This is a genomic window from Streptomyces sp. NPDC046859 (genome assembly GCF_040645135.1).
Classification (GTDB): domain Bacteria; phylum Actinomycetota; class Actinomycetes; order Streptomycetales; family Streptomycetaceae; genus Streptomyces.
Window position 1 is genome coordinate 27,265 of record NZ_JBEYXR010000038.1, and the last position, 26,842, is coordinate 54,106.

Annotated in this window: 27 protein-coding genes, 1 tRNA gene, 1 pseudogene and 1 riboswitch; of the genes and pseudogenes, 23 read left to right on the top strand and 6 right to left on the bottom strand. The window is 72.9% G+C overall.

The features are described 5' to 3' along the window. Positions 1 to 15 precede the first annotated feature (15 nt). From dxs to ABZ899_RS33960, 4 genes are all read left to right on the top strand, one after another. Positions 16 to 2,001 carry a 1-deoxy-D-xylulose-5-phosphate synthase gene (gene dxs, locus ABZ899_RS33945; protein WP_361353992.1) on the top strand — a complete coding sequence of 662 codons (1,986 nt, stop codon included), beginning with the start codon at positions 16 to 18 and terminating at the stop codon, positions 1,999 to 2,001. Continuing rightward, positions 1,998 to 3,383 carry an aspartate aminotransferase family protein gene (locus ABZ899_RS33950; protein WP_361353995.1) on the top strand — a complete coding sequence of 462 codons (1,386 nt, stop codon included), beginning with the start codon at positions 1,998 to 2,000 and terminating at the stop codon, positions 3,381 to 3,383. The genes dxs and ABZ899_RS33950 overlap by 4 nt, the downstream gene beginning before the upstream one ends. 83 nt (positions 3,384 to 3,466) lie before the next feature. Continuing rightward, positions 3,467 to 4,099, top strand: a complete 633-nt coding sequence (locus ABZ899_RS33955; RefSeq protein WP_361353998.1) for an XRE family transcriptional regulator — start codon at positions 3,467 to 3,469, stop codon at positions 4,097 to 4,099. Beyond that, positions 4,096 to 4,218 (top strand): DUF6126 family protein, encoded by a 123-nt coding sequence (locus tag ABZ899_RS33960; RefSeq protein ID WP_062668824.1) that lies wholly within the window; start codon positions 4,096 to 4,098, stop codon positions 4,216 to 4,218. The genes ABZ899_RS33955 and ABZ899_RS33960 overlap by 4 nt, the downstream gene beginning before the upstream one ends. Before the next feature lie 15 nt (positions 4,219 to 4,233). On the opposite strand, the gene ABZ899_RS33965 is transcribed toward ABZ899_RS33960, so the two are convergent. Continuing rightward, positions 4,234 to 5,031, bottom strand: a complete 798-nt coding sequence (locus tag ABZ899_RS33965) for a tyrosine-protein phosphatase (RefSeq protein ID WP_361354001.1) — start codon at positions 5,029 to 5,031, stop codon at positions 4,234 to 4,236. Positions 5,032 to 5,614: 583 nt separating this feature from the next. Then, a riboswitch (cyclic di-AMP (ydaO/yuaA leader) is annotated at positions 5,615 to 5,771 on the top strand. A gap of 4 nt (positions 5,772 to 5,775) precedes the next feature. On the opposite strand from ABZ899_RS33965, the gene ABZ899_RS33970 reads away from it, so the two are divergent. Further along, positions 5,776 to 6,702, top strand: coding sequence for a LysM peptidoglycan-binding domain-containing M23 family metallopeptidase (locus tag ABZ899_RS33970; protein ID WP_361354004.1), 927 nt, complete (start codon positions 5,776 to 5,778; stop codon positions 6,700 to 6,702). 296 nt (positions 6,703 to 6,998) lie between these two features. After that, the gene (locus ABZ899_RS33975) at positions 6,999 to 7,784 is read left to right on the top strand and encodes an SGNH/GDSL hydrolase family protein (protein WP_361354073.1); all 786 of its coding nucleotides are present in this window, start codon (positions 6,999 to 7,001) and stop codon (positions 7,782 to 7,784) included. A 63-nt stretch (positions 7,785 to 7,847) separates the two neighbouring features. Here ABZ899_RS33975 and ABZ899_RS33980 read toward each other — a convergent pair whose 3' ends face one another. Both ABZ899_RS33980 and ABZ899_RS33985 read right to left on the bottom strand, forming a co-directional pair. After that, positions 7,848 to 8,459, bottom strand: coding sequence for a TetR/AcrR family transcriptional regulator (locus tag ABZ899_RS33980; protein WP_361354076.1), 612 nt, complete (start codon positions 8,457 to 8,459; stop codon positions 7,848 to 7,850). A gap of 67 nt (positions 8,460 to 8,526) precedes the next feature. Beyond that, positions 8,527 to 9,705, bottom strand: a complete 1,179-nt coding sequence (locus ABZ899_RS33985) for a Glu/Leu/Phe/Val dehydrogenase dimerization domain-containing protein (RefSeq protein WP_361354007.1) — start codon at positions 9,703 to 9,705, stop codon at positions 8,527 to 8,529. Positions 9,706 to 9,981: 276 nt separating this feature from the next. On the opposite strand from ABZ899_RS33985, the gene ABZ899_RS33990 reads away from it, so the two are divergent. Continuing rightward, positions 9,982 to 11,175, top strand: a complete 1,194-nt coding sequence (locus tag ABZ899_RS33990; RefSeq protein WP_361354010.1) for an MBL fold metallo-hydrolase — start codon at positions 9,982 to 9,984, stop codon at positions 11,173 to 11,175. 57 nt (positions 11,176 to 11,232) lie between these two features. Here ABZ899_RS33990 and ABZ899_RS33995 read toward each other — a convergent pair whose 3' ends face one another. Continuing rightward, positions 11,233 to 11,910, bottom strand: coding sequence for a DUF1275 family protein (locus ABZ899_RS33995; protein WP_361354013.1), 678 nt, complete (start codon positions 11,908 to 11,910; stop codon positions 11,233 to 11,235). Between the two features lie 602 nt (positions 11,911 to 12,512). On the opposite strand from ABZ899_RS33995, the gene ABZ899_RS34000 reads away from it, so the two are divergent. The 5 genes from ABZ899_RS34000 (at position 12,513) to ABZ899_RS34020 (ending at position 16,874) form a co-directional block, all read left to right on the top strand. After that, positions 12,513 to 14,756 carry an ATP-binding protein gene (locus ABZ899_RS34000; RefSeq protein ID WP_361354016.1) on the top strand — a complete coding sequence of 748 codons (2,244 nt, stop codon included), beginning with the start codon at positions 12,513 to 12,515 and terminating at the stop codon, positions 14,754 to 14,756. Between the two features lie 92 nt (positions 14,757 to 14,848). Then, positions 14,849 to 15,283 (top strand): roadblock/LC7 domain-containing protein, encoded by a 435-nt coding sequence (locus ABZ899_RS34005; protein WP_361354019.1) that lies wholly within the window; start codon positions 14,849 to 14,851, stop codon positions 15,281 to 15,283. A 2-nt stretch (positions 15,284 to 15,285) separates the two neighbouring features. Then, positions 15,286 to 15,657: a DUF742 domain-containing protein gene (locus ABZ899_RS34010; protein ID WP_055619132.1), complete on the top strand. Its 372-nt coding sequence runs from the start codon at positions 15,286 to 15,288 to the stop codon at positions 15,655 to 15,657. Further along, positions 15,635 to 16,234 (top strand): ATP/GTP-binding protein, encoded by a 600-nt coding sequence (locus ABZ899_RS34015; RefSeq protein ID WP_361354022.1) that lies wholly within the window; start codon positions 15,635 to 15,637, stop codon positions 16,232 to 16,234. Before ABZ899_RS34010 ends, ABZ899_RS34015 begins: the two co-directional genes overlap by 23 nt. 61 nt (positions 16,235 to 16,295) lie before the next feature. Beyond that, positions 16,296 to 16,874: a GAF domain-containing protein gene (locus ABZ899_RS34020; RefSeq protein ID WP_361354025.1), complete on the top strand. Its 579-nt coding sequence runs from the start codon at positions 16,296 to 16,298 to the stop codon at positions 16,872 to 16,874. A 110-nt stretch (positions 16,875 to 16,984) separates the two neighbouring features. Here the strand turns inward: ABZ899_RS34020 and ABZ899_RS34025 are convergent, their stop codons facing one another. Next, positions 16,985 to 17,638 carry a GPP34 family phosphoprotein gene (locus ABZ899_RS34025; protein WP_361354028.1) on the bottom strand — a complete coding sequence of 218 codons (654 nt, stop codon included), beginning with the start codon at positions 17,636 to 17,638 and terminating at the stop codon, positions 16,985 to 16,987. A gap of 237 nt (positions 17,639 to 17,875) precedes the next feature. On the opposite strand from ABZ899_RS34025, the gene ABZ899_RS34030 reads away from it, so the two are divergent. The 11 genes from ABZ899_RS34030 (at position 17,876) to ABZ899_RS34080 (ending at position 26,686) form a co-directional block, all read left to right on the top strand. Further along, positions 17,876 to 18,823, top strand: a complete 948-nt coding sequence (locus ABZ899_RS34030; protein WP_361354031.1) for a LysR family transcriptional regulator — start codon at positions 17,876 to 17,878, stop codon at positions 18,821 to 18,823. A 131-nt stretch (positions 18,824 to 18,954) separates the two neighbouring features. Beyond that, a complete protein-coding gene (locus ABZ899_RS34035) occupies positions 18,955 to 19,668 on the top strand; it encodes an SDR family oxidoreductase (protein ID WP_361354034.1) in 714 nt (237 codons plus the stop codon). Positions 19,669 to 19,701: 33 nt separating this feature from the next. Beyond that, positions 19,702 to 20,076, top strand: a complete 375-nt coding sequence (locus ABZ899_RS34040) for an SgcJ/EcaC family oxidoreductase (protein WP_361354037.1) — start codon at positions 19,702 to 19,704, stop codon at positions 20,074 to 20,076. A gap of 199 nt (positions 20,077 to 20,275) precedes the next feature. Continuing rightward, positions 20,276 to 21,304, top strand: a complete 1,029-nt coding sequence (gene tdh, locus ABZ899_RS34045) for an L-threonine 3-dehydrogenase (RefSeq protein WP_361354040.1) — start codon at positions 20,276 to 20,278, stop codon at positions 21,302 to 21,304. Between the two features lie 49 nt (positions 21,305 to 21,353). Further along, the gene (locus tag ABZ899_RS34050) at positions 21,354 to 22,547 is read left to right on the top strand and encodes a glycine C-acetyltransferase (protein WP_361354043.1); all 1,194 of its coding nucleotides are present in this window, start codon (positions 21,354 to 21,356) and stop codon (positions 22,545 to 22,547) included. Positions 22,548 to 22,645: 98 nt separating this feature from the next. Continuing rightward, positions 22,646 to 23,545, top strand: a complete 900-nt coding sequence (locus ABZ899_RS34055; RefSeq protein WP_361354046.1) for a LysR substrate-binding domain-containing protein — start codon at positions 22,646 to 22,648, stop codon at positions 23,543 to 23,545. Between the two features lie 46 nt (positions 23,546 to 23,591). After that, on the top strand, positions 23,592 to 24,176 hold the full coding sequence (locus ABZ899_RS34060) for an XRE family transcriptional regulator (protein ID WP_361354049.1): 585 nt from the start codon (positions 23,592 to 23,594) through the stop codon (positions 24,174 to 24,176). Next, positions 24,173 to 24,706, top strand: coding sequence for a GNAT family N-acetyltransferase (locus ABZ899_RS34065; protein WP_361354051.1), 534 nt, complete (start codon positions 24,173 to 24,175; stop codon positions 24,704 to 24,706). The genes ABZ899_RS34060 and ABZ899_RS34065 overlap by 4 nt, the downstream gene beginning before the upstream one ends. 30 nt (positions 24,707 to 24,736) lie before the next feature. Then, the gene (locus ABZ899_RS34070; RefSeq protein WP_361354054.1) at positions 24,737 to 25,096 is read left to right on the top strand and encodes an MmcQ/YjbR family DNA-binding protein; all 360 of its coding nucleotides are present in this window, start codon (positions 24,737 to 24,739) and stop codon (positions 25,094 to 25,096) included. 115 nt (positions 25,097 to 25,211) lie between these two features. Beyond that, the gene (locus tag ABZ899_RS34075; RefSeq protein WP_361354057.1) at positions 25,212 to 26,531 is read left to right on the top strand and encodes an MFS transporter; all 1,320 of its coding nucleotides are present in this window, start codon (positions 25,212 to 25,214) and stop codon (positions 26,529 to 26,531) included. 81 nt (positions 26,532 to 26,612) lie between these two features. Next, positions 26,613 to 26,686, top strand: a tRNA-Pro gene (locus ABZ899_RS34080). 66 nt (positions 26,687 to 26,752) lie between these two features. On the opposite strand, the pseudogene ABZ899_RS34085 reads toward ABZ899_RS34080, so the two are convergent. Continuing rightward, a pseudogene (locus ABZ899_RS34085) lies at positions 26,753 to 26,842 on the bottom strand (chitinase); the annotation flags it as partial.

Consider the following 26,842-nt stretch of genomic DNA (forward strand, 5'->3'; position numbering starts at 1 on the left):
AGAGGGGGCCCGAGCATGACGATTCTGGAGAGCATCCGGGGACCACGTGACCTGAAGGCGCTGTCCGAGGCGGAACTCGGTGAACTGTCCGACGAGATCAGGGAGTTCCTGGTGCACGCGGTCGCCAGGACCGGGGGCCATCTCGGGCCCAACCTGGGGGTGGTGGAACTGTCCGTCGCGCTCCACCGGGTCTTCGAGTCGCCGGTCGACCGCATCGTGTGGGACACCGGTCACCAGAGCTACGTGCACAAGCTGCTGACGGGGCGTCAGGACTTTTCCAAGCTGCGGGGAAAGGGGGGCCTGTCGGGCTACCCCTCCCGTGAGGAGTCCGAACACGACATCGTGGAGAACAGCCACGCCTCCACCGCCCTCGGCTGGGCCGACGGGCTCGCCAAGGCCCGCCACGTGCAGGGGGAGAGGGGGCACGTCGTCGCGGTCATCGGCGACGGGGCGCTGACCGGCGGCATGGCCTGGGAGGCGCTGAACAACATCGCGGCCGCCAAGGACCGCCCGCTGATCGTCGTCGTCAACGACAACGAGCGTTCGTACGCACCGACCATCGGCGGCCTCGCCAACCACCTGGCGACCCTGCGCACCACCGACGGCTACGAGAAGGTGCTGGCCTGGGGCAAGGACGTCCTGCTGCGCACGCCGCTGGTCGGCCACACGGTCTACGAGTCCCTGCACGGCGCGAAGAAGGGCTTCAAGGACGCCTTCGCGCCCCAGGGCATGTTCGAGGACCTGGGCCTGAAGTACGTCGGCCCCATCGACGGTCACGACGTCGGGGCCGTCGAGTCGGCGCTGCGGCGTGCCAAACGCTTCCACGGCCCGGTGCTGGTCCACTGCCTCACGGAGAAGGGACGCGGCTACGAACCCGCCCTCGCCCACGAGGAGGACCACTTCCACACCGTCGGCGTGATGGACCCGCTGACCTGCGAACCGCTCGCGCCGTCCAACGGGCCGTCCTGGACCTCGGTGTTCGGCGACGAGATCGTCCGGATCGGCGAGGAGCGCGAGGACGTCGTCGCGATCACGGCGGCCATGCTGCATCCCGTCGGCCTCGGCAAGTTCGCGGAGCGGTTCCCGGACCGGGTCTGGGACGTCGGGATCGCGGAGCAGCACGCGGCCGTCTCGGCGGCCGGCCTCGCCACGGGCGGGCTGCACCCGGTCGTCGCCGTCTACGCGACCTTCCTCAACCGCGCCTTCGACCAGTTACTGATGGACGTCGCGCTGCACCGCTGCGGGGTGACGTTCGTCCTGGACCGGGCCGGTGTCACGGGCGTCGACGGACCTTCGCACAACGGCATGTGGGACATGTCGATCCTCCAGGTCGTCCCCGGCCTCAGGATCGCCGCGCCCCGGGACGCCGACCAGCTGAGGGCGCAGCTGCGGGAGGCCGTGGCCGTGGACGACGCCCCGACGCTGGTGCGGTTCCCGAAGGAGTCGGTCGGACCGTCGATCCCGGCCGTCGACCGGCTGGGCGGGCTGGACGTCCTGCACCGCGGCGGACCCGGGCAGGACGTCCTCCTCGTCGCCGTCGGAGTGATGGCCCCGGTGTGCCTCCAGGCGGCCGACCTGCTCGAGGCGCGCGGCATCGGCTGCACCGTCGTCGACCCCCGCTGGGTCAAGCCCGTCGACCCGGCGCTCCCGCCGCTGGCCGCCCAGCACCGGCTGGTGGCCGTCGTCGAGGACAACAGCCGCTCGGCCGGGGTGGGCAGTGCCGTGGCGCTCGCCCTCGGCGACGCCGACGTGGACGTGCCGGTGCGGCGGTTCGGCATCCCGGAGCAGTTCCTCGCGCACGCCAAGCGGGGTGAGGTGCTGGCCGACATCGGACTCACGCCCGTCGAGGTCGCCGGCCGGATCAGCGCGAGCCTGGCCCTGAAGGAAGCCGCGGGCGGTTCGTCCGACCCGTCCGACGGCGACGGGGCGGCCGGTGGCCCCGCCGACGCCGGCCGCCCCGCCGGCCGTCCCGTCGCGTCAGTCAAGGAGAAGGCTGAATGACCACCGAGTTCGACCTCGGCAGACTCCTCGCCGAGCGCGGAGCCGAGCGCTACGAGCTGCACACCCGGTACCTCAACCACCAGCTCCCGCGCATGCTGCACACCATCGGCTTCGACAAGGTCTACGAGCGGGCCGAGGGCGCCTATTTCTGGGACGCCGACGGCGACGACTACCTCGACATGCTCGCCGGGTTCGGGGTGATGGGCCTGGGCCGCCATCACCCCGTCGTCCGCAAGGCGCTGCACGACGTGCTGGACGCCCAGCTCGCCGACCTCACCCGCTTCGACTGCCAGCCGCTGCCCGGGCTGCTGGCGGAGAGGCTGCTCGCCCACAGCCCCCACCTGGACCGGGTGTTCTTCGGCAACAGCGGCACGGAGGCGGTGGAGACCGCCCTGAAGTTCGCGCGGTTCGTCACGGGCCGGCCCAGGGTGCTGTACTGCGACCACGCCTTCCACGGGCTGACCACCGGCTCCCTGTCCGTCAACGGCGAGTCGGGTTTCCGGGACGGCTTCGCGCCGCTGCTGCCCGACACGGCCGTCCCGCTCGGCGACATCGACGCCCTGGCGCGGGAGCTGAAGAAGGGCGACGTGGCCGCGCTGATCGTCGAACCGATCCAGGGCAAGGGCGTGCACGAGGCCCCGCCCGGCTATCTGCGGGCCGCCCAGGAGCTGCTCCACCGGCACAAGGCGCTCCTCATCGCCGACGAGGTGCAGACCGGCCTCGGCCGCACCGGCTGCTTCTACGCGTACCAGCACGAGGAGGGTGTCGAACCGGACCTGGTGTGCGTGGCCAAGGCGCTCTCCGGCGGCTATGTGCCGGTCGGCGCCACGATCGGCAAGGACTGGATCTTCAAGAAGGTCTACTCGTCCATGGACCGGGTGCTCGTCCACTCGGCGAGCTTCGGCTCCAACGCGCAGGCCATGGCGGCCGGGCTCGCCGTCCTGTCCGTCATGGAGGACGAGCAGATCGTCGCGGGCGTCCGGGCCACCGGCGAGCTGCTGAAGTCACGGCTGGCCGCACTCACCGGCAAGTACGAGCTGCTCGCCGACGTGCGCGGACGCGGCCTGATGATCGGCATCGAGTTCGGCCGCCCGGACTCGCTCAAGCTGCGCAGCCGCTGGACGATGCTCCAGGCCGCGCGCAAGGGCCTGTTCGCCCAGATGGTGGTCGTGCCGCTGCTGCGGCGGCACCGGATCCTCACGCAGGTCTCCGGGGACCACCTGGAGGTCATCAAGCTGATCCCGCCGTTGATCATCGGCGAACGCGAGGTGGACCGGTTCGTCGACGCCTTCACGGACGTCATGGACGACGCCCACAACGGCGGGGGCCTCATGTGGGACTTCGGCAAGACGCTGATCAAGCAGGCGGTCGCCAACAGGTGAGCGCGGGGCGGCCCGCCCCGGACCGGCTTTGCCCCTGAGGCAAAAAATTTGCCCGTGAGGCAAGTCTGCTGCTCAATGGGAGCATGAACGCTCCCGAGAACCAACCCGGTGACGGAGCGACCGGGCCGGCCGAGTCGCTGCCGGCCGTCGCGCCGCAGCTGCGGGCCCTGCGCCGCCGGGCGGCCCTCACCCTGGAGGGCGCGGCCCGCGCCGCCGGGTTGTCGGCCGCCCATCTCTCCCGGCTCGAGACCGGGCAGCGCCAGCCGTCGCTGCCGATGCTGCTGGCGCTCGCCCGCGTCTACGGTACGACGGTCGGCGAGCTGCTCGGCGAGAGGGTCCCGGACCGGGACGCCGTCGTGCGCGCCGCCGACATGGAGCCCACCGCCGCCGGCGGCTGGACGTACTGGCAGGCCGGAGTTCCCGGCCGCGGGATGCAGGCCCTCCGGGTCCATGTGCCGTACGGCTCGCAGGGCGACATCGTGCGCGTGCACCCCGGCGAGGAGTGGCTCCACGTCCTCAAGGGGCGGCTGCGGCTGCGCCTCGGGGACACCACGCACCGGCTCGGCCCCGGGGACAGCGCGCACTTCGACTCGCTCACCCCACACCTGCTCGCCGCCGAGGACGACGGCGGCGCCGAGCTCCTCTTCGTCCACACCCTGTTGCAGAGCCCCACGGCCACCCTGTGCCTGGGCCCCACCTTTGGAGAGACGTCATGACCGACATGGAGGAGAAGTTCCCCCGCGCCCTGTGGGTGCGGCTCATCATCTACATCGCGGTGGGGCACGTCTTCGCCGCCTTCGTCTACTTCCTCTTCGAGGCGGGCGGCGGGAAGTAGGCGCACCCCGCGCCCTCAGTCGAGAAGCCGCTCCCGCAGGCGCTCCCGCGCCTCGGGGGTGAGCCGCAGACCCTGCTCCAGGTAGGTGTCCACGTCGCCCCACGTCTCGTCGATCGTGTCGAAGGCGGCCTTCAGGTACTCCGCCCGTGCGTCGAAGAGGGGGCTCAGCAGCTCCATGACCTCGGGCGAGTAGGCCGAGGGGGCGCTGCTGCCGCGCCGCACCTTGTAGCGGCGGTGCTTCTCGTTGGACTTCAGATAGTCGGCGACGATCGCCTCCCGCTCGACGCCGACGGCGAGCAGCGTGACCGCGATGGACAGGCCGGCGCGGTCCTTGCCGGCCGCGCAGTGCATCAGCGCCGGGACGCTGTCCTCCACCAGGGAGCGCAGCACCTGGGAGTGCTCGCCGGTGCGCTCCGTGACGATGGAGCGGTAGGAGGCGATCATCCGGGCCGCGCCCTTGCCGTCCGCCAGGATCTCCCGCAGCTGGTCGAGGTCGCCGTCGCGGACCATCTTCCAGAACTCCGCGCCGTCCGCGGGGTCGGACAGCGGCAGGTTCACATTGCGGACACCCGGCAGCTCGACGTCGGGGCCCTCCAGCTTCTGGTCCGCCGCGTTGCGGAAGTCGAAGATCGTGTGCAGCCCCAGCGACTCGAGGAAGGCGGCGTCCTCGGGGGTGGCGTGGGCGAGGTGGCCGCTGCGGAACAGCACGCCGTGCCGCACCCGTCGTCCGTCCACGGTGGGCAGACCGCCCACGTCGCGGAAGTTGCGCACACCGGCCAGTTCGGGCTCGGTCGACGGGATCTGCTGCGTCACGGGGGCTCCTCCCGGTGGGCCCCGCCGGCGCGGCTCGGCGGTGAGGCCGGCGAGGTGCGCCTCTGACGATACGACATGACTGTGTGCGCCATTCAGTTGTCCACAGGCGACAGCTCAGGATCAATGGCCCGAAACGGGCAAAGTCGCCGTATGTCATCATCAATGGCGGGCGTTTCATCCCGATTCGACTGCAGTGCGGCGTGACTCCCTCTGGGATTCCGGCCGGATTCGCGCCGAAGGTTCGATGTGCCGGATATCCGTTGACGTCGCATCTAGGCTTTCTGTCCGAATTGATGCCTTCATTCCAACTCGCTCCGGAATAAGGAAACCTGGAGCGACGTCACGTGAGGAGCGTCATACTGGTGACGGTGCGTCGCCCGTCATGTTCACGTAATCGGCCTGCCGCGCATGGGAATTCGAGGGTGGCGACCTCTTCGAAATACACGGAGTGTGACCGGTGGATCCCGTAAGGGATCAAGACGAACGCATTCGGTCGGAACCCCTCACTTGTTCCCATGCGTCTTTCTCGCTTACGTTCGCCACCAATCCGGACGGACGCCGAATCCTGCCGCCGACCGGAATCCGCGCACACTCACCCGTCCACGGCAGGAGCGGGGGACCCACAGGTACATCGCCTGTTCCGGTCCCGGAACAGGCTTGGGGTCAAGTCGCGTCCCGACGCGACCGGGCATCTCCAGCCCGCACCCGACAGCTCACCTCGCAGGCGCCGGAGAGGAATTCGCCATGCCCGCCAAGGGTAAGCATCGCCGTCCCAAGTCCCTGCGCTTCACCCGGACGATCGCCGTCGCCGGAACCGGTGGCGCCGCTCTCGCGCTGCCGCTGATCGGGGCCACCGGCGCCCACGCCGCGACCGGCCAGTCCGTCCCGGAGAAGGCGGTCCAGTCCGTCCAGGTCGCCGCCGAGAAGGCCCCGGCGCAGAAGACCTCCGCCCAGAAGACGCGCACCTACGAGGTGCAGCGCGGCGACTACCTGGCGAAGATCGCCGACGAGCAGGACGTCCGCGGCGGCTGGAAGAAGCTCTACGCCGACAACCGCGAGGCCGTCGGCGCCGACCCGTCGCTCATCCACCCGGGTCTGAAGCTCTCGATCGGCGACAAGGCCGCGACCGCCGCACCCAAGGCGTCGGCCCCGTCCACCTCCCGGTCCGAGCCGTCCGCGAAGCCCGCCGCGCCGAAGAAGGCCACCGCGCCGAAGAAGGCCGCCACGGCCGCGCAGAGCGCCGACGAGGCGAGCACCGTCAACGGCTTCACCGCCCCGGTGTCCACCGCCGCCGTCGGCACCTCCTACAAGGTCGCCGGCAGCATGTGGTCCAGCGGCTACCACACCGGCGTGGACTTCTCCGCCGCCACCGGCACGCCCCTGAAGGCGGTCGGCGCCGGCACCGTCGTCTCCGCCGGCTGGGGCGGCGCGTACGGCAACCAGGTCGTCATCCGGCTCGCCGACGGCTACTACGCCCAGTACGCCCACCTGTCCTCGCTGTCCGTCTCCAGCGGCCAGACGGTGACCGCGGGCCAGCAGATCGGCCTCTCCGGCGCGACCGGCAACGTGACCGGCCCGCACCTGCACTTCGAGATCCGCACCACGCCCGACTACGGCTCGGACGTGGACCCGGTGGCCTACCTCCGCTCCAAGGGCGTCGCCATCGGCTGACCGCCCCACCGCACGGCGCGCACCACCTGCCTGACACGCACGCGCACCACCTGCCTGACACGCAGCCGAAGGCCGGACCCCGATCCCCGGGGCCCGGCCTTCGGTCGTCCCGGGTGTGCACGGGTCGCGTTCCGGCGCTCAACGTCCCGCCCAGAGGCCGTATTCCGGCTTTGGTGAAGGCTTTGGCAGTGGCTTATCTCACCGTTCGTCAACCTCTTCCTACGGTCGCGTAGGTCACATCGGAAGGTGAATCATGTCCCGACGTGGCAGACGATTCGAAGAGTGACAGCAGAGCAGTGATCGGGTCGTACGTCGCGGTGGGGGACAGCTTCACCGAGGGCGTCGGCGACCCCGGCCCCGACGGGGCGTTCGTCGGCTGGGCCGACCGGTTCGCGGTCCTTCTGGCCGACCGGCGTCCCGAGGGCGACTTCCGGTACACGAACCTCGCCGTGCGCGGCAGACTGCTCGACCAGATCGTGGCGGAACAGGTCCCCAAGGCCGTCGAGTTCGCCCCCGACCTCGTGTCGTTCTGCGCGGGCGGCAACGACATCCTGCGGCCCGGCACCGACCCCGACGAAGTGGCCGAACGGTTCGAACGGGCCGTCGCCCGGCTCGCCTCGGCCGCGGGCACGGTGATGGTGACGACGGGCTTCGACACCCGTGGCGTGCCCGTGCTGAAGCACCTGCGCGGCAAGATCGCCACCTACAACGGGCACGTACGCGCCATCGCCGACCGCTACGGCTGCCCGGTGCTCGACCTGTGGTCCCTGAAGACCGTCCAGGACCGCCGGGCCTGGGACAGCGACCGGCTCCACCTCTCACCCGAGGGGCACACGCGCGTGGCGCTGCGCGCGGGCCAGGTCCTCGGGCTGGAGATCCCGGCCGACCCGGACCAGCCCTGGCCGCCGCTCCCGCCCCGCGGGACCCTGGAGATCCGGCGCGACGACGTCCAGTGGGCGCGCGAGTACCTGGTGCCGTGGATCGGGCGGCGCCTGCGCGGCGAGTCGTCGGGCGACCACGTGACGGCCAAGGGGGCGCTGTCGGCGTACGACATCAAGATGCGCATCGCGGCGGTGGCCTGAGCCCGGCGGCACGGCCGGGGGAGCGCGCAGCCGCCCGGGACCGTCATGGTCGCGGGCGGCCGCTCACCGTGATGAGGCGGTCAACGCCGTCCGCTCCAGGCCCAGTTCCCGGGCCAGCGCCTCGTCCACCCACTCCAGGGCCCGCGCGCGGGACAGCGCCCCGGGATACGACGTCAGCTGCACGGCGAGACCGTCCAGGAGCGCGGTCAGGCGCAGCGCGGCGGCCGCCGGGTCCGGGCAGCTGAACTCGCCCGCGGCCGCGCCCTCCGCGAGGACCCCGGCGAGCGCGCTCTTCCACTGCAGGTCGAGCTCACGCGTGACCTCCCGCAGGGCCGTCTCGCGCAACGCGGCCGCCCAGCCCTCGATCCACAGCCGCCAGCCCTTGGCCTGTCCGGTCGGCGCGTACCAGCGCACGGCCGCCCGCAGCCGCCGTACCGCCGTCGTGCGGCGGCCCAGGATCCTGCGCAGCCGCGCCAGGTCGCCCTCGGCGGCGTGCGCGAACGCGGCCGCGACCAGCTTCTCCTTCGTGGCGAAGTGGTAGAGCACCAGCGCGTTGCTCACCCCGAGCGCCGAGGCGACGTCGGCGATCCTGACCGCCGCCACCCCCCGCGCCTCTATCTGCTCCACGGCGGCGCGCAGCAGTTCCGCCCGCCGCTCCGCCACGCTCAGCCGCACTCTCGCCCTCGCCACGCGGTCACCCTACGGCCTGGCCGCACCGCCCCAGGGGGTGCACCCCCGGTCGTCAGCGGTGCCGGCCGAACCGTTCGGTGATCACCGGGAGCAGGTCCGCGGCGATGGCGTGCGCGGCGGCACGGGGAGTCGTCCCGTCGGCCTCCGCGCGGGCCAGCGTGCGATCGGTCAGGGCCCGCATCGCACGCCGCGTGTGGGCGAACGCCTCGTCCGGGTCCGGGCCGATGTCCCCGAACAGCGTCCACCACCACCACGCGTTCGTGGCCGAGTTGACGACGACGTCCGGCAGCACCGTGACCCCCCGCGCGGCCAGCAGCAGCTCCGCCTCCGGCAGGACGGGCATGTTCGCCGCCTCGGCGATCCAGCGGGCGCTGATCCGGCCCTGGTTGGCGGCGTCCACCGCGTACGACACGGCCGCCGGCACCAGGACCTCCGCCTCGGTCGACAGCCAGGCGTCCCCCGGCAGCTCACGGTCGCCGGGGCGCAACGCCGCACGGTCCACCGTCCCGTAGCCGTCCCGCGCCGCCAGCAGCGCCTCCACGTCCAGCCCCGCCGGGTTGGCGATGGTCCCCTTGATGTCGGCGACGGCCACCACGGTGAGCCCCGCGCGCGCGAGGAACCGCGCGGTGGCCCCGCCCATCGTGCCCAGGCCCTGCAGGGAGACCCGGGTCCGCCGGCGGGGCACCCCGGCCCGGTCCAGCGCGGTGAGCACCGACTCGGCCACGCCGCAGCCGCCCACCAGCTCGTCGAGCCCGATGCCGTCGACGTCCACCGCGAACGCCTCGGCCAGCCGGCGACGGGCGGCGGCCTCGTCGTCCAGCAACGGGTACACGGCTTGCACGGACGAGACGAGCCCCGCCTCCCGGGCCGCCCGGTCGACCACGTCCTGGCTGAGCCCCAGGTCCTCACCCGTGGTCCACAGCGTCTCGACGTACGGCCGCATCGCCCGCAGGTAGCGCACCAGCAGTCCGTACGCCTCCGGGTCCCGCGGGTCGCAGTCGATGCCGCCCTTGGCGCCGCCCAGCGGGACGTACCGGGCGTCCGGGTCGTAGTGCAGCGCCTCCTTGAGGGTCATGCCCGCGGCCAGTCCGGCGATCTCCTCCAGCGTGCAGTCCGGCCGCATCCGCAGTCCGCCGCTGGAGACGCCGCGCACCAGCCGGTCCACGACCAGGAAGCCCTGGCGGCCCGTGACGTGGTCGGTCCAGGTGAGGGACAGGAAGGGCGAGGTCATGCGAACTCCGGGGTCGGCGGCGGTCTGCGCGGTCGTCCGCGAGGTGACGGGGCGCCCGGGAGGCCGGGAGAGAGCCGCTTCGCTCCTGAACGACGGGTCAGTATCACGAGGGAGGAAAGGACATGTCAACGGATGCGGCGCGTGCGCCGCCGGACCGCGGGAACGATCGCCGGGGACCCGGCGTTCGGGATGACAGGGGCTGTCGGCCGGTGATCGCGGGGGACCGTCGGTGGGCCGACCATAATGGAAGCCCCACCGACTCCACCTGGAGGTACTGTGGCCGGTTCCCGATTCCCGAGCGCCGGGCTGAGCGCCCTGCGGCCCACGGCCTTCGGCGCGGACCCCAGCGGTGAGCGCATGGCGCGCATCCGCCGATCGCCGCACTTCCGGGACGGCGTGTTCCAGAACCCAGGCGGGACCGCGCGGATCAGACCGTCCGGCTCGATGCTGGAGTTCGCGAAGGTCTTCTTCGACAAGGACACCCGGCCCCTGCGCGTGCCGCAAGGCACCGTCCCGGTACACCCCACCACCTACGCCGACCTCGCGAAGCCGCCCGTCACGGGACTGCGCCTGACCTGGATGGGGCACTCCAGTGTCCTCGCCGAGATCGACGGCCACCGCGTGCTGTTCGATCCCGTGTGGGGCGAGCGCTGCTCGCCGTTCCCGTTCGCCGGGCCCAAGAGACTGCATCCCGCGCCGCTTCCGCTCGCCGCGCTCGGCCCGGTCGACGTCGTCGTCATCTCGCACGACCACTACGACCACCTCGACCTCCCCACGATCAAGGCGCTGGCCGGCACCGGCACCCTCTTCGCCGTCCCGCTCGGCGTCGGCGCCCACCTCGAGCACTGGGGCGTCCCCGCCGACCGGCTGCGCGAACTGGACTGGCACGAGACGACCAGGGTCGGCGGCCTCACCCTCACCGCCACCCCCGCCCGCCACTTCTGCGGCCGCGGGCTGCGCAACACCCAGCACACGCTCTGGGCGTCCTGGGTCGTCGCCTCGCAGGAGCACCGGATCTACCACAGCGGTGACACCGGCTACTTCGACGGCTTCCGCGACATCGGCGCCGCACACGGGCCCTTCGACGCCACGATGATCCAGGTCGGCGCCTACTCCGACTTCTGGCCGGACATCCACATGACGGCCGCCGAGGGCGTGAGGAGCCACCTCGATCTGCAGGGAGGCACCCCCGGCGGGGTGCTGCTCCCCATCCACTGGGGCACGTTCAACCTGGCACCGCACGCGTGGGCGGAGCCGGGGGAGTGGATGAGGGACGCCGCCGAGGAGGCGGGCCAGGCGGTGGCCTTCCCGCGGCCCGGTCAGCCGTTCGAACCGGCGGGGGAGCCGCCCCTGGAGCCGTGGTGGCGGACCGTGTCGGGTCCCGTCCCGCGGACCTGGCAGCCTCCCCGGAGCACCGACGGCGGGACCACGACGGCCACGGGCGGCCTCGACCTCGCGAGCGGGCGCTGACCGCGACCGGGGACGGTGACCCGACCCGGACGGCCTGACCCGAGCGGGCGGCGGGCGTCACGGCCTGGGGCTGCCCGTCCTCGGGAGGGCGAGGATCGCGACGGCGGTGCCGGCGGCCGCCACGGCGGGACCGAGGCGGGCGTCGACCGCCATGGCCCCGGACGCCGCCAGAGCGCCCAGGACCAGCATCACCACGACGCCCACCCGGACGCCCGCATGCCGGGAGCTGCCGTCGGCGGCGTCCTGCGCCAGGCTGGTCAGGGTGCCGGTCACGAAGGTCGTGGTCACACCCGCGCCGTGCGCCGACCGTTTGACGGCGGCGGTCTGGGCGCCCATCGCTCCCGCGGCCGCCGCGAGCATCAGCAGCCGGAGGGCGGTGCCCGGGGTGGACTGCGCCGACCTGAGGATCAGCACCACGAGGTCGAGCGCCACCACGGCCAGCAGCACGGCCCTGATACGGCCCCACCCCGCGCCGGGGCGTCTCGGTGTGGCCTTGGACGCCAGGTACACCGCGATCAGGAAGGCTCCCAGTGCGGTGGCCGCCCCCGCCACCAGGGACCCGTACCCCGGTCGGCTCGTCAGGCCCGACAGGACGAGGCTGCCGGTCATGTTGGCGGTGAACACGCCCCCGAGCTGGACGAACGCGAACGCGTCACCGGCTCCCGCGGCGAACGACAGAAGCACGGCCACCACGGACAGACGCGTCGGTGCCGGCGTCACCGCCGGGGTCGACACGGGTCAGGCTTCCCGCGTCGGAGGAGCCGTCGGCCGGCCGAAGAAGATCATCGATCACCCTTCCCGAACGCCTTCCCTCAAAGGTGGCACGGGGCGTCGTCAGGCGCACAGCCGGGCACTGCGCCGAGCGTGTGAAGGCGCGCGGGGGCGCTCGGATCGCCGAGTGCGCCGCTACAGCCGGTGACGCTCTGGGGTGCGCGCGGTCGGTACGCCGGATGCCTCGACGCTTCGCGGGAGGTCCTCGCGGCGTGAAGGCCGTGACCCCGGCCGGGAACGACCGTCGCGTCGGATGCCTGCGCCCTTGGCCTCGGTGGCTGCTTCTGACCAGCTCTGATCGTTCGTTGTTGCTTTCCGGACGAGTGTCGTGACCGGTTATCGGTCTGTCGTACGAGCCCTCATACCAGAGCGGGACGCCGCCTGCCGGAGTTTGTCAACTGCCCACCGCACATGATGCGGAGGCGACTACTGTGAGTGTCCGTCGGGCGACACGCAGCCGAATCCCCTCGGTTCCGTCGACCGGCACCGAGAAGGCGCACACCCCGGGCCGCGCAGACCGCGTGCACCCCCAGGCCCCCGACCGACGGACCAGTACGAGGACCCCGATGTCTCAACTCCGCGCCCCGGCCCCACGCGCTGACCGCCGTGAGGGCGGGAGGCACGGGCGCCCCGCCGCCCGTACCGCACCCGCGCTGCCCGAGACCCAGATACGGCCCCAACTGCTCCGCCTGGCCGTCCTGCCGCCCGTGGCGGTGTCCCTGAGCGCCAGCGCCGCGGTGCTGTTCGTCGTGCGCTCCACCGGAGCACGGCCGAACCCGGTCCTGTGGGTCGTCTTGGCCGGCGCGCTCTCGGTGACCCTCGCGGGCATCGCCATCGCCGCCGTCGCCGCCGACCGCGCCGCCCGGACCGTGAGCCGGCGGATCGGCGCCCTGCGCCGCGCCAGCGCCCGGGGCGAGGCCGAACTGCGCTCCCTCGTCGAGGCGTTGCGGCGCGGCGACGGCCCGCCGAAGCGCACACCCCGCAACGGACCGCCCGACGACGCCGACGACTTCGACCTCCTCGCCGCCGACCTGGCCCGCGCCCACGACGGAGCGGTCCGCGCCGTCGTGCAGGCCGCCCAGCTGTCCAGCCAGGCCGGCAGCGATCAGAAGCTGGAGGTCTTCGTCAACCTCGCCCGGCGCCTGCAGTCCCTCGTGCACCGGGAGATCTCCATTCTCGACGAGCTCGAGAACGAGATGGAGGACCCGGACCTCCTCAAGGGGCTCTTCCACGTCGACCACCTCGCGACCCGCATCCGGCGGCACGCCGAGAACCTCGCCGTGCTCGGCGGCGCCGTCTCCCGGCGGCAGTGGAGCAACCCCGTCCCGATGACCGAGGTGCTGCGCTCGGCCATCGCCGAGGTCGAGCAGTACTCCCGGGTCAAGCTGGTGCCGCCGATCGACGGCACCCTGCGCGGCCACGCGGTCGCCGACGTCATCCACCTCCTGGCCGAACTGGTCGAGAACGCCACGGTGTTCTCCGCCCCGCACACCCAGGTGCTGCTGCGGGCCAACCTGGTGACGTCCGGACTGGCCGTCGAGGTCGAGGACCGCGGGCTCGGCATGCCCGTCGGCGAACAGGCCCGTATGAACGCGCTGCTCGCCGACCCCGACCAGGTCAACGTCGCCAGCCTCCTGTCGGACGGGCGCATCGGCCTGTTCGTCGTCTCGCAGCTCGCCAAGCGGCACGGCATCCATGTGCGCCTGCAGACCAACATCTACGGCGGCGTCCAGGCCGTCCTCGTCGTCCCGCAGGGGCTGCTGGGCGCGGGGCCCGGTGCCCCCGCCGGGGCGCCCAGGGCCCAGGAACCCCGGACCGCGGAGGCATCGGGGGGCCGGCCCGCCGGTCCCGTCGCACCGGTGCCGCCGCCACCGCGGCCGGGCGTACGGCAGACGGCGGCGAGGCCACCTCAGCACCGGCGGCCCGACCCGGAAACGGCCACGGACGGCGCCCGGGGCGCGTCCGAGCCCGGCCGGACGGCGTCCCACCAGGCGCGCCCGCGCACCAACACGCGGGGCACCGTCCCGGCACCGGCCCAGGGCGAGGGACCGCCGCTGCCCGTGCGCGGCGCCCACCAGGGGCGGGCCAACCCGGCGGAGGCGGTGCCCGGCATCAGCGCCGACGACCGCCGCCAGCTCGCCGAGAACGGCGTCGGACCGCTGACACCACGCAGCGGCGCCGTCCGCGGCACCATGGGCAGACCCCAACTGCCCCGGCGCCGCGCCCAGGAGCACATCGCGCCGCAACTGCGGGACGGCCCGGTGGCACGCCAGGAGTCCGACCAGGTCGCCGGGCACGACCCGGGACTCATGGCGGCCTTCCAGCGCGGCATCGGACTCGCCGAGACCCAGCAGCACATGGAGTCGACGCACACGTCCGCGGCCCATATGGACACAAGCCACCACCTCCCCGTGGTCCACATGGGTTCAGGGCACACAACCCCGCCCCCCATGGAGGCGGCACACGGTCAGGCAGGGCACGGGGACACCTCCCCCTCCGTCCGCCTGACATCGCTGGATGCGCGGCACACAGACGTGCCCCAGATGACCGGCCTGCCGTCCATGGAGGAGACACCCATGGACGCGTCCCCCACCGAGACGTCCCCCCGGAACGCGTCCACCCTGGGCGCCTCCTCCCTGGACAACTCGCCCATGGGCGTCCCACCCATGGGTGCCTCGCCCATGGGCCCACCCTCCATGGACGCGGGCACGTCACCCACCGGCCCGGCCCCGACGGCCGAGACCGACCCCGGACAGCCGTCCGGTACCGACCAGCCCACTTGGCCCGACGGGAGCGCACCGGCCGGATGACCACGTCCCCGCCCCACTCGGCGTCCGCCCGGATTCCCACCCCCGCGCCCAGCGCTCCCGCAGACCTACGTACCTCAAGGAGTCGATCCATCATGGCGAGCGAAGCGCCGACCGCCCATGTGTCCGACCTCGACTGGCTGATGAGCGGCCTCGTGCAGCGCGTGCCGCACACCACCAGCGCGGTCCTCCTGTCCTGCGACGGGCTCGTGAAGTCGGTCCACGGGCTCGACCCCGACAGCGCCGACCACATGGCGGCCCTCGCCTCCGGTCTGTACTCCCTCGGCCGCAGCGCCGGCGTCCGCTTCGGGGACGGCGGCGACGTGCGCCAGGTCGTCGTCGAGCTCGACTCCGCCCTGCTGTTCGTCACCACGGCCGGGTCCGGCACCTGTCTCGCGGTCCTGGCCGGCCGGGAGGCCGACGCGGCGGTGCTGGGCTACGAGATGGCGATGCTCGTCAAGAGCGTCCGCCCGTACCTGGTCACCGCGCCCCGGCAGCACCCCGTCGACCCCTCGGCGCTGAGGCCTTGAACGTGACGGCGGCCGGCGACGGGCCCTGGCTCGACGACGCGGCCGGACGGCTGGTGCGCCCCTTCACGGTCAGCAACGGCCGCACCCGGCCCACCGTCGCGCTCGATCTCATGTCACAGGTCATGGCCACCGGGGCGACCCCCCTCGGCTATCTGGGCCCCGAGCACGAACAGGCCCTCGACCTGTGCCGCGCCCCGGTCTCGATCGCCGAGGTCGCCGCCCACCTGAAGCTGCCGGCGGCGGTCACCAAGGTGCTGCTGTCGGACCTCGTCGACTGCGGGGCGCTCACCACCAAGCCCCCCGAGTTCCACCACAACCCGACAGACCGGGCTCTTCTGGAGGCAGTGCTCGATGGACTACGACGACAGCTCTGATCCGTTCCCCACCGCGTTGAAAATCCTGGTGGCGGGAGGGTTCGGGGTAGGCAAGACCACCTTCGTCGGCGCGGTGAGCGAGATCGCGCCGCTCAGCACAGAGGAGCTGCTCACCACCGTCAGTGCCGCGACCGACAACCTGGAGGGCGTGGAGAACAAGGTCGAGACGACGGTCGCCATGGACTTCGGCCGCATCACCCTCGACCCGGAACACGTCCTGTACCTCTTCGGCACCCCCGGACAGGAGCGCTTCTGGTTCATGTGGGACGAGCTCTCCGAGGGCGCGCTCGGCGCGGTCATCCTCGCCGACACCCGGCGCCTGGAGGACTGCTTCGCCGCCGTGGACTTCTTCGAGCAGCGGGGCCTCGGATTCATCGTCGCCGTCAACGAGTTCGACGGCGGCTACCGGTACGACCCCGAGGAGGTCCGGGCCGCCATCGACCTCGACCCGGAGATCCCGGTCGTCCGCTGCGACGCCCGGATCTCCAGTTCGGGCGTCCAGACCCTGCTCACCCTGGTCCGGCACCTCCTCGCCCACGCGCCGGCCCACGCACCGAGCCACGGCGCCCACAGGTGACATCCGCACACACCCGCACGGAGCCGCATATGACCCGCGTCCACAGCGACGGAATCCGCCCATGAGCTACGGCCCACCGCACCCGGTCGCCCGTCTCCTGCTCACCCCGGAGGACAAGGAGGCCCCCGCCCGCGCACAGCGGTTGCTCGACATGGGCCTCGGGGAGCATCCCGACCCGGCCCTGGACGTGTTCGCGGACCATCTCGCCGAGCTCACCGGGGCGCCGTACGCCATGGTGAACTTCGTGGGGCAGAGCCAGCAGTTCCTCGCCGGACTGCATGTGCGGCCCGCCGTGAGTCTCGCGCGGGCCGGTGACAGCAAGCCGCAACTCGGTCGGCGTATGGGGCGCGACCATGGGTTCTGCCCCCATGTGGTCGTCCGCCGCAAGGCGCTGGTGCTGGAGGACGTCCGCGACTACCCCCGGTTCGCCGGGAACCCGATCGTCGACGAGTTCGGTGTCCGCTCGTACCTGGGGGCCCCGCTGATCGACTCCACCGGCATGGTGCTCGGCACCGTGTGCGTCGTCGACATGGAACCGCGGCCGTGGGGGAAGGCCGGGCTGGAGACCATCAAGGCGTCGGCGGTGGACCTGGTGGCCCGGCTGGAGCGACGGCAGGCGGACGGGCTGCCCCTGCTGTGAGCCGAGCTGGGGCCTTTCGTTCGGATCATCCCGGCGTCGCGGGGTCTGGCACGCGCGGGCACGTCACCATGTCCCGTCGGCCACAGCCGGGCTGATCCAAACGAAAGGCCCTAGAAGCCCCGCCACACGTTGTCGAAGGCGGAGTCCTCGATCGCCCGCCGCTGGCGCACGGCCTCCAGTTCCATCACCGCGTCGCCGAGCGCGGCCAGCACGGTCGCGGAGGTGTCGTCGGCGAGAGCGTCCGTGCTCTCCGAGCCCTTCGACCCCTCCCCGTCGTCCGGTGCCTCCGTCCCGCCCGCCATCGGTTCGGTGCCGACCCCGGCGGCGGCGCCCAGGGCGGTGAGCAGCGGCTCGCGCGACGTCCAGCGCTCCTCGGCCCGCTGCCGGGCGGCCGAGTCGACCGGCACCGTCCGCGCGGCGCGCAGCGAAAGACGGAATCCCCGCGACCGGGACGTGGCCCCCGTCTGCTCCAGGTCCTCGACGTACGCGGCGGACAGCCCGCGCCCGCGCCGCCACAGCCAGTCCTCGACCGACTCGTACGGTTCCTGCCGTATGAGCGAGGAGGCCGCCTCGTCCAGCAGCCGGTCACCCGTGGGGGCCTGCGCGTTCGGGACGATCCGGTCCTCGGCGAGGGTCAGGGCCCCCGCGTCGAGGAGGTCGAACACCTCGGCCGCCGCCAGCGCCAGGGACAGCTCGCCCTGCTCCACGCGGTGGTCCTGCGCCAGGTCCAGGGCGACGATCGCGAGGTCCCGTGCGGTGTTCATGAGCGGCTCCCGGTCGGTCGGCCGGCCGGGGTGCGCGGGCGGGTGCCCGGCACCGGCGGTCGGGTGTCCTGCGTCGATTGTCGCCGGGATCGGGCGACAGCGGGGCCTTCTACGACCATGGGCCGCGACGGACCGATCCGCGGCACGGCGCGGGCCGTCACCGGGTGCCCGGGTCGTCTTCACCGCCACGACCGGCGTCCTCGCCGCTGGGAGGCGCGGCCTCCCGGTCCGCGTAGCATGACCGGCGTGGAGCTGCGTCAACTGCGGTACTTCGTCGCCGTCGCCGAGGAACTGAACTTCGGGCGGGCCGCCGAGCGTCTGCTGATCGCGGGGCCGTCCCTCTCGCAGCAGATCAAGGCGCTCGAACGGGACCTCGGGGTGCGCCTGTTCGACCGTGACCGGCGCTCGGTCTCCCTCACGCCCGCGGGTGCCGCGCTGCTGCCCGCCACCCGTGACCTGCTGGAGCGCGCGGACGAGCTCAGGCGCCGGGCCGGCCGGCTGTCGGGCTCGGAGTCGGTCCGGCTCGGGTACGTCAACTGGCTCCCCGCGGACCTGACCACGCGCACCGCCGCGGTCGCCCGGCTGCACATCGACGCATGGGTGGCGCCCTCGCACACGCAGGCGGCCCGGGTGGCCGACGGCAGCCTCGACCTCGCGGTGTGCTGGGTGCCGGCCGAGGACCTGGAACGGCTGGGGCTGCGGGCCCGGCTCCTCGGGGCCGACCGTCTGTACGCCGTCGCCAAAGGGACGGACATCGGCGAGGTGGCGGCGGGGGACACGGACGTCCTCATCGACGACGACCTCACCTCGTGGGCGTCGTGGAACGCGTACGCCGAGCGGCTGACCGAGGACCTCGGGGCCCGCGCGGTGCGCATCTCGGACGGGGCGATCACCGGACCCGCGTTCTTCGACCACGTACGCCGCTGCACACGGCCCGTGCTGAACTCGCCCAAGGGGCAGACCAGTCCACTGCCGCCCGACCTGGTCCGCCGGGAGGTCGCCGGGCCGAAGGTCTACTGGACGTGGTCCCTGGTGTGGCGGGCGAGCGAGGCCCGTGCCGGTGTGCTGGGCGTGGTGGACGCCCTGAGCGAGGACGTCGGGGACCTCGGCGTCCACGCGCCGGACGCCTGGCTCCCGGGCAACGATCCGCACGCGCTCCCCGGCCGGCCCGCACTGGGAGCCTGAGCCTCCCAGGCAGGAGGAAACGGGTTCCGCGAAAGGGCCCACGATCCTTTGACCGCAGCCGGGCGCCCGCCTTACCTTCCACATAGTCGACCGGTCGGCTAGTCCGGTCATCCATCAGGAGGTTCGACATCATGAGCGCAGGCAACCAGAAGGTCGCGATCGTCACCGGCGCCTCGCAGGGCATCGGGGCCGCCGTCGTCGAGGGCTACCGCAAGCTCGGGTACGCGGTCGTCGCGACCTCGCGCACCATCGGCCCGGCCGATGACCCCGGCATCCTGACCGTGCGGGGCGACATCGCCGACCCGGCCACGGCGGACCGGGTCGTCACCGCCGCCCTCGAGCGGTTCGGCCGGATCGACACCGTGGTCAACAACGCGGGCATCTTCGTCGCCAAGCCGTTCACGGACTACACCGCCGAGGACTACGCAGCCGTGACCGGGATCAACCTGGACGGTGTCTTCCACCTCACCCAGCGGGCCGTGCCGCACCTGCTGGCCCAGGGCGGCGGGCACATCGTCAGCATCACCACCAGCCTGGTGGACAACGCCGACTCCCGCGTCCCGTCCGTCCTGGCCTCCCTGAGCAAGGGCGGCATCCAGGCCGCGACCAAGTCCCTCGCCGTGGAGTACGCGACCCGCGGCATCCGCGTCAACGCCGTGTCGCCCGGCACCATCAAGACGCCGATGCACCCGGAGGAGACGCACGAGTTCCTCTCCGCCCTCCACCCGGTCGGGCGGATGGGCGAGATGGGCGACGTCGTCGACGCCGTGCTCTACCTGGAGTCGGCGCCGTTCGTCACCGGCGAGATCCTGCACGTCGACGGCGGTATGAGCGCCGGCCACTGAACGGCGGACGGCATACCGGGAAAGGAGGGGGCCATGAGCGCCACCACCGATGACGAGACCGTCCTGCGCGAGGTGCTGGAGCGCTGGCGGACGGCCGTGGACGCCCACCGGCCACAGGACGTGGCCGCCGTCTTCACCGAGGACGCCCTCTTCCAGGGACTGCACCCCTACGGGGTGGGCCGGGACGCCGTGGCCGCGTACTACGCCGCCCAGCCCCCGGGGATGCGGGCCGGCTACCGGATCCTGGAGACCCGGCGGTACGCGGACGACCTGGTGCTCGGATACCTGGACGTCGCGTTCACGTTCACCGACCGCGATCCGGTCGCCGTCAAGCTCGCCGTCCTCGCCCGGCGGCAGGAGGACGGCTGGGCCCTCGCGCACTACCAGGTCTCCCGCCTGGGCCGGTAGGCACGTCCTCCGCGGGGGTGCGGCACAGGCTGTGCCGCACCCCCGGCGGGTGTGAAGAAGAGCTGTGGCGCCGCTTAAGAAATCCTCGATGGACCGGCGCGCCGCGGTGCGGCAGATTGCTACGCGATTCCACCCCTCTTCCCGGGCCCGGGCCTTCTCGGCATGCCCGCGTCCGGGACTCACCCTCAGGAGCCGTAGCGTGAAGGCGCTGGTCAAGGAGAAGGCGGAGCCCGGACTCTGGCTCGCGGACGTCCCGGAGCCCTCCATCGGGCCCGGCGACGTACTGATCAAGGTGCTGCGCACCGGCATCTGCGGCACCGACCTGCACATCCGCTCCTGGGACGGCTGGGCGCGGCAATCGATCCGCACCCCCCTCGTCGTCGGCCACGAGTTCGTCGGCGAGGTCGTGGGGACCGGCCGGGACGTCGCCGACATCAAGCCCGGCGACCGGGTCAGCGGCGAGGGCCACCTGGTGTGCGGCAAGTGCCGCAACTGCCTGGCCGGCCGCCGTCATCTGTGCCGGGCCACGGTCGGCCTCGGCGTCGGACGCGACGGCGCCTTCGCGGAGTACGTCGCCCTGCCCGCCACCAACGTGTGGGTGCACCGGGTCCCCGTCGACCTGGACGTGGCCGCGATCTTCGACCCGTTCGGCAACGCCGTGCACACCGCGCTGTCGTTCCCGCTGGTCGGTGAGGACGTCCTGATCACCGGCGCGGGACCGATCGGCCTGATGGCGGCGGCCGTCGCCCGGCACGCGGGTGCGCGCCACGTCGTCGTCACCGACGTCAGCGAGGAGCGGCTGGACCTCGCCCGCAAGATCGGTGCGACCCTGGCGCTGAACGTGTCCGAGGCGGGCATCGCCGAAGGGCAGCGCGCGCTCGGTCTGCGGGAGGGCTTCGACATCGGCCTGGAGATGTCCGGCCGCCCCGAGGCCCTGCGCGACATGATCGCCAACATGACGCACGGCGGCCGGATCGCCATGCTCGGCCTGCCCGCCGAGGAGTTCCCCGTCGACTGGTCCCGGATCGTCACCTCGATGATCACCCTCAAGGGCATCTACGGCCGGGAGATGTTCGAGACCTGGTACGCGATGTCCGTGCTGCTCGAAGGCGGCCTCGACCTCGCGCCTGTCATCACCGGCCGCTACGGCTACCGGGACTTCGAGGCGGCGTTCGCCGACGCGGCGAGCGGCCGCGGCGGCAAGGTCATCCTCGACTGGACCGCGTAGCCACCGCGTACGTCACGCGTCAGCCACCTGCATCCCTGGGAGCTTTGAGATGTTCGACTCCGTGCGCGACGACCTGCGCGCCACCCTCGACGAGATCCGCGCCGCCGGCCTGCACAAGCCGGAGCGGGTGATCGGCACTCCGCAGTCCGCGACCGTCGACGTCACCGCGGGCGGCCGCCCCGGCGAGGTCCTCAACTTCTGCGCCAACAACTACCTCGGCCTCGCCGATCACCCCGACGTGATCGCCGCCGCCCACGAGGCGCTGGACCGCTGGGGCTACGGCATGGCCTCGGTCCGCTTCATCTGCGGCACGCAGGAGGTGCACAAGCAGCTGGAGGCCAGGCTGTCGGCGTTCCTCGGCCAGGAGGACACGATCCTGTACTCCTCCTGCTTCGACGCCAACGGCGGTGTCTTCGAGACCCTGCTCGGCCCGGAGGACGCGGTGATCTCCGACGCCCTCAACCACGCCTCCATCATCGACGGCATCCGCCTGTCCAAGGCCCGCCGCCTCCGCTACGCCAACCGCGACCTGGCGGACCTGGAAGCCCAGCTGAAGGACGCGTCCGACGCGCGCCGCCGGCTGATCGTCACCGACGGCGTGTTCTCGATGGACGGCTATGTGGCGCCGCTGCGCGAGATCTGCGACCTCGCCGACCGCTACGACGCCATGGTCATGGTCGACGACTCGCACGCCGTCGGCTTCGTCGGCCCCGGCGGCCGGGGCACCCCCGAGCTGCACGGCGTCATGGACCGCGTCGACATCGTCACCGGCACCCTCGGCAAGGCCCTCGGCGGCGCGTCCGGCGGCTATGTGGCGGCCCGCGCCGAGATCGTCGCCCTGCTGCGCCAGCGCTCCCGGCCGTACCTGTTCTCCAACACCCTCGCCCCGGTGATCGCCGCGGCCTCGCTGAAGGTCCTGGACCTGCTGGAGTCCGCGGACGACCTGCGGGTCCGGCTCGCCGAGAACACCGCGCTGTTCCGCCGCAGGATGAGCGAGGAGGGCTTCGAGATCCTCCCCGGCGACCACGCCATCGCGCCCGTGATGATCGGCGACGCGTCGAAGGCCGGCCGGCTGGCGGAGCTGCTGCTGGAGCGCGGCGTCTACGTGATCGGCTTCTCGTACCCGGTCGTGCCGCAGGGGCAGGCCCGGATCCGCGTCCAGCTGTCCGCCGCGCACTCGACGGACGACGTGAACCGCGCCGTCGACGCCTTCGTCTCCGCGCGCGCGGAACTGGAGGGCTGAGGCCGGACGACGACGCCGGGCGCGGACCGGCCGACGTCCGGTCCGGCCGACGTCCTGTCCGGCCGGCCCGCGTCCGGCGTCTTGCGATAATCGATCCCATGATCGAAGCGCGGCGGCTCCACATCCTCCGTGCGGTGGCCGACCACCGCACCGTGACCGCGGCGGCCGCCGCGCTCTACCTCACCCCGTCGGCGGTGTCCCAGCAGCTCACGGCCCTGGAGCAGGAGACGGGCCACCGCCTGGTGGAGCGCGGCGCCAAGGGCGTACGGCTGACCCCGGCCGGCGAGATCCTGCTCAGCCACACCAACGCCGTCCTCGCCCAGCTGGAGCGGGCCGAGGCGGAGCTCGCGGCCTACAGCTCGGGCGCGGCCGGCACGGTCACCGTCGCCTCCTTCGCCACCGGCATCGCCCTCGTCGTCGCGCCCGCCGCGGCCCACCTCGCCCGGACGTCCCCCGGTATCCGCCTGCGGGTCCTGGACGCGGAGGGCGACGCCAGCCTGCCGATGCTGCTGGACCGCCAGATCGACGTCGCCGTGGCCGTCGAGTACCGGGGAGCGCCGGCCGACGACCCCCGGCTGGCCCATGTGCCGCTGTACGCGGAGCCCTTCGACGCGGTCGTCCCGGTCGGCCACCGGCTGGCCGGCGCCGAGGTCGTCCCGCTCGCGGAGCTGGCCAAGGACACCTGGATCGGCCCGTACCCCGGCAACCCCTGCCACGACGTGGTGGTGCTGGCCTGCGAGAGCGCCGGGTTCCAGCCCCGCCTCGACCACTCCTCCGACGACTTCCGCGCGGTCGTCGCCCTCGCCTCGGCCGACGCCGGAGTGGCGCTCGTCCCGCGCTCGGCGCTGCGCGGCATGGACCTGACCGGGGTCGTGGTCCGCCCCGTGGACGGGGTCGCGCCCACCCGCCGGGTCTTCGCCGCCGTACGGCGCGGCGCGGAGGAGCACCCCCTGATCAGCCCGGTCCTCGACGCGCTCGGCGCGGCGGCGCGGGAGTGAGGCTTCCGTAACACCGCCGTCTCATCCGCGGGATAGCGTCCCGGACATGAGAGAGACGGCGACCGGCCGGACCGTGGACGCGGTCGGCACCGGGCTGGCCGCGCGGCTCGCCGAACTGCGGGCCGAGCGCGGCTGGTCCCTGGACGAACTGGCGGACCGCAGCGGGATCAGCCGCTCGACCCTCTCCCGGGCCGAGCGCGCGGAGACCAGCCCAACGGCGGCCCTGCTCAACCGGCTGTGCCAGGTGTACGGCCGCACCATGTCCCGCCTGCTCAGCGAGGTCGAGTCGGCCCCCGCCCCGGTGGTGCGGGCGGCCGAGCAACAGGTGTGGCAGGACCGCCCCTCCGGTTTCGTACGGCGGTCCGTGTCACCCCCGCACGCCGGGCTGCGGGCGGAACTGGTGGAGGGACGGCTCGGCGCGGGCGCCGACATCGCCTACGACCGGCCGCCCGTACCGGGGCTGGAGCAGCACCTGTGGGTGCTGGACGGGGTGCTGGAGGTGACCGTGCAGGAGAGCGAGTACCGGCTGGAGGCGGGGGACTGCCTGCGGGCACGGGTGTGGGGGGCCGCACGGTTCCGGTGCCCGGGTCCCGGCGGGGTCCGCTACCTGCTGGCGGTGGTGCTGCCGTGATCGTGACACGCCTGGACGGCACCCGGCTGCGCGCGAGCGCACGGGACCTGGCCGCCCTCCTGGTGGACACCGTGGCGGGCGGGTCCTCGGTCGGCTTCCTCGCCTCCCTGGACCTCGCCGCCGCAGAGACCTGGTGGACGGGGCGCGCGGGCGCGGTGGACGGCGGACACCTCGCGGTGTGGGCGGCGTACGACGGCCCGCACGCCGTCGGGACGGTGAGCCTGGCCTTCGCCGACAAGGCCAACAGCCGGCACCGCGCCGAGCTGGTCAAGCTGATGGTGCACCGCCGGGCCCGCGGCCGGGGCCTGGGCCGCACCCTGCTGACGACCGCCGAGACGGCCGCGGCCGCCGCCGGGATCACCCTGCTCCACCTGGACACCGAGACCGGCAGTCCCGCCGAACGCCTGTACGGCTCGGCTGGCTGGACACGCGCCGGCGTCATCCCCGACTACGCGACGAGCCCGCGGGGAGAGCCGCGCCCGACGACGATCTACTACAAACGCCTGGGCGTCCCCGCTCCCCCCGGGTGAGTGTCAGTGCCGGGCGCTACGGTTCCGCCTATGCCGGACGCCGAAGACGTACGCCGTATCGCCCTGTCCCTCCCGGACACGACGGAGAAGACCGCCTGGAGCATGCCCACGTTCCGGGTCGCGGGCAAGATGTTCGCCACCCTGCCCGAGGACGAGACCTCCCTCGCGGTGCGCTGCCCGAAGGAGGAGCGCGACGAACTGGTCCTGGCCGAACCGGACAAGTTCTGGATCGCCGGCCACGAGGCCCAGTTCGCCTGGGTGCGGGCCCGCATCGCCGCCCTCGACGACGAGGACGAACTGCGCGCCATCCTCGCCGACTCCTGGCGCCAGGCCGCGCCGACGCGTCTGCTGGACGCCCACCCCGAACTGGGACCGCCCCTGGGGGAATGAGATCGCCCTGCCGCGTCGCCGGTCCCGCGTGCGATCATCCCGAGGCGAGGGGAGAGCCGGGACGGAGGGGGCCGCGGCTCGCACTCCTGGCGAGGGACGGGGAGGGATCGTGGGGATGCGCGGGACGCCGCCGCGGACGCCGCCGGGCGGGACCCGGGACGGGGCGCGGAACCCGTCGCCGGGGACGGGCAAGGGCCGGCCGAGGCCGGTGTGGTCACGGGACTTCGCCCTGTTCTTCGGGGCCCGGGCCGTGGCCCAGCTCGGTGACACCATGCTGCCCGTGGCACTCGCGGCGGGCCTGCTCCAGCAGGGGTACGGCGCCGGTGCCGTCGGTCTCGCCCTGGCCTCGACGTCCGCCGCGTTCGCCGGGCTGATCGTCTTCGGCGGGGTCGTCGCCGACCGCTTCGACACCCGCCGGCTGATGATCGGCGCCGACCTGGTCCGCGTCGTCACCCAGTCCCTGGCCGCCGCGCTGTTCTTCTCGGGGCACGTCGTGCTCTGGCAGATCTGCGCGATCGGCTTCGTCAACGGTGTGGCGGGCGCCGTGTTCCAGCCCGGCGTCGCCGGTACCGTGCCCCGCCTCGCCGTCGACGTCCAGGGCGCGAACGGCGCCATCCGCATCGCCGAGGCCGTGGCCCAGCTCGCCGGTCCCGCCCTCGCGGGCGTACTCGTCGGATTCGCCTCACCCGGCGGGGTGTTCGCCGCCCACGCCGCCACCTACACCGTGAGCGCCGGCTGCCTCCTGCTGCTGCGCCTGCCCCCGCGGATCCGGTCCGGCGCCGTCCGCGTCCTGACCGGCGGCCGGGCCTTCCGGGCCGATCTGGTGGAGGGCTGGCGGGAGTTCAGGTCCCGCACCTGGCTGTGGGGCGTCATCGCCGTCTGGTGCGTCTACATGATCACCGTGTGGGGCCCGACGACCCCGCTGGTGGCGGCCGAGATCGTCCAGCACCACGGGGCGCGCTCCTACGGCCTGGTCAACTCCGCCCTCGGCGCGGGCACCGTGATCGGCGGTCTCCTCGCCCTGCGGCTGCGTCCGCGCCGCATGCTGCGCGCCGGCGCCTTCGGCGTCTTCGCCTTCGCCGCGTTCCCGGTGACGGTCGGCGCGGGTCTGCCCGTCGCGGCCATGGCGGCCGGAGCGGCGGTGGCCGGCGTCGGCATGGCGTTCTGGAGCGTGATGTGGGCGACGAGTGTGCAGACACAGGTCCCGGCGGACGTCCTCAACCGCATCCACGCCTACGACGTGGCGGGCTCCCTGGCGATGATGCCGGTCGGCCAGTCCCTGGCGGGTCCGGCGGCGGGAGCCTTCGGGTCCGGACACGTGCTGCTGGCGGCGGGAGGCATGAGCTTCGTCGTGGCGGCCTCGCTGCTCTGCGTGCGCGCGATACGCGGCCTGGTCCGGGCGGACGCCCCCGCGGCCCCGGTCCCACGGCCGTAAACGGGTGCGCGACCACCGACCCGAGTGCGGTAGAGTTTCCCTGCACGTTCGGCCAGGGGAAACCCCAGGTCAGCGGGGCACCGGGACGTGGCGCAGCTTGGTAGCGCACTTGACTGGGGGTCAAGGGGTCGCAGGTTCAAATCCTGTCGTCCCGACGGTGCGAAGGGCTTCCGCGGGATGAAACCGCGGAAGCCCTTCTTCGTGCGTCCTGGCAGCGGTGGTCAGCAGTAGAGGTTGGCGCCGGGGGAGACGCCGAGGATCTGGGTGAAGCGCTGGTAGGCGTCGACGCGGCTCTGGACCTGGGCGGGGTT

Excerpts from the sequence above, each read along its gene's own strand:
- dxs (WP_361353992.1), top strand. The coding sequence starts at position 16 with ATGACGATTCTGGAGAGCATCCGGGGACCACGTGACCTGAAGGCGCTG.
- ABZ899_RS33950 (WP_361353995.1), top strand. The coding sequence starts at position 1,998 with ATGACCACCGAGTTCGACCTCGGCAGACTCCTCGCCGAGCGCGGAGCC.
- ABZ899_RS33955 (WP_361353998.1), top strand. The coding sequence starts at position 3,467 with ATGAACGCTCCCGAGAACCAACCCGGTGACGGAGCGACCGGGCCGGCC.
- ABZ899_RS33960 (WP_062668824.1), top strand. The coding sequence starts at position 4,096 with ATGACCGACATGGAGGAGAAGTTCCCCCGCGCCCTGTGGGTGCGGCTC.
- ABZ899_RS33970 (WP_361354004.1), top strand. The coding sequence starts at position 5,776 with ATGCCCGCCAAGGGTAAGCATCGCCGTCCCAAGTCCCTGCGCTTCACC.
- ABZ899_RS33985 (WP_361354007.1), bottom strand. The coding sequence starts at position 9,705 with ATGACCTCGCCCTTCCTGTCCCTCACCTGGACCGACCACGTCACGGGC.
- ABZ899_RS34000 (WP_361354016.1), top strand. The coding sequence starts at position 12,513 with ATGTCTCAACTCCGCGCCCCGGCCCCACGCGCTGACCGCCGTGAGGGC.
- ABZ899_RS34005 (WP_361354019.1), top strand. The coding sequence starts at position 14,849 with ATGGCGAGCGAAGCGCCGACCGCCCATGTGTCCGACCTCGACTGGCTG.
- ABZ899_RS34015 (WP_361354022.1), top strand. The coding sequence starts at position 15,635 with ATGGACTACGACGACAGCTCTGATCCGTTCCCCACCGCGTTGAAAATC.
- ABZ899_RS34020 (WP_361354025.1), top strand. The coding sequence starts at position 16,296 with ATGAGCTACGGCCCACCGCACCCGGTCGCCCGTCTCCTGCTCACCCCG.
- ABZ899_RS34025 (WP_361354028.1), bottom strand. The coding sequence starts at position 17,638 with ATGAACACCGCACGGGACCTCGCGATCGTCGCCCTGGACCTGGCGCAG.
- ABZ899_RS34030 (WP_361354031.1), top strand. The coding sequence starts at position 17,876 with ATGACCGGCGTGGAGCTGCGTCAACTGCGGTACTTCGTCGCCGTCGCC.
- ABZ899_RS34035 (WP_361354034.1), top strand. The coding sequence starts at position 18,955 with ATGAGCGCAGGCAACCAGAAGGTCGCGATCGTCACCGGCGCCTCGCAG.
- ABZ899_RS34040 (WP_361354037.1), top strand. The coding sequence starts at position 19,702 with ATGAGCGCCACCACCGATGACGAGACCGTCCTGCGCGAGGTGCTGGAG.
- ABZ899_RS34050 (WP_361354043.1), top strand. The coding sequence starts at position 21,354 with ATGTTCGACTCCGTGCGCGACGACCTGCGCGCCACCCTCGACGAGATC.
- ABZ899_RS34055 (WP_361354046.1), top strand. The coding sequence starts at position 22,646 with ATGATCGAAGCGCGGCGGCTCCACATCCTCCGTGCGGTGGCCGACCAC.
- ABZ899_RS34060 (WP_361354049.1), top strand. The coding sequence starts at position 23,592 with ATGAGAGAGACGGCGACCGGCCGGACCGTGGACGCGGTCGGCACCGGG.
- ABZ899_RS34070 (WP_361354054.1), top strand. The coding sequence starts at position 24,737 with ATGCCGGACGCCGAAGACGTACGCCGTATCGCCCTGTCCCTCCCGGAC.
- ABZ899_RS34075 (WP_361354057.1), top strand. The coding sequence starts at position 25,212 with ATGCGCGGGACGCCGCCGCGGACGCCGCCGGGCGGGACCCGGGACGGG.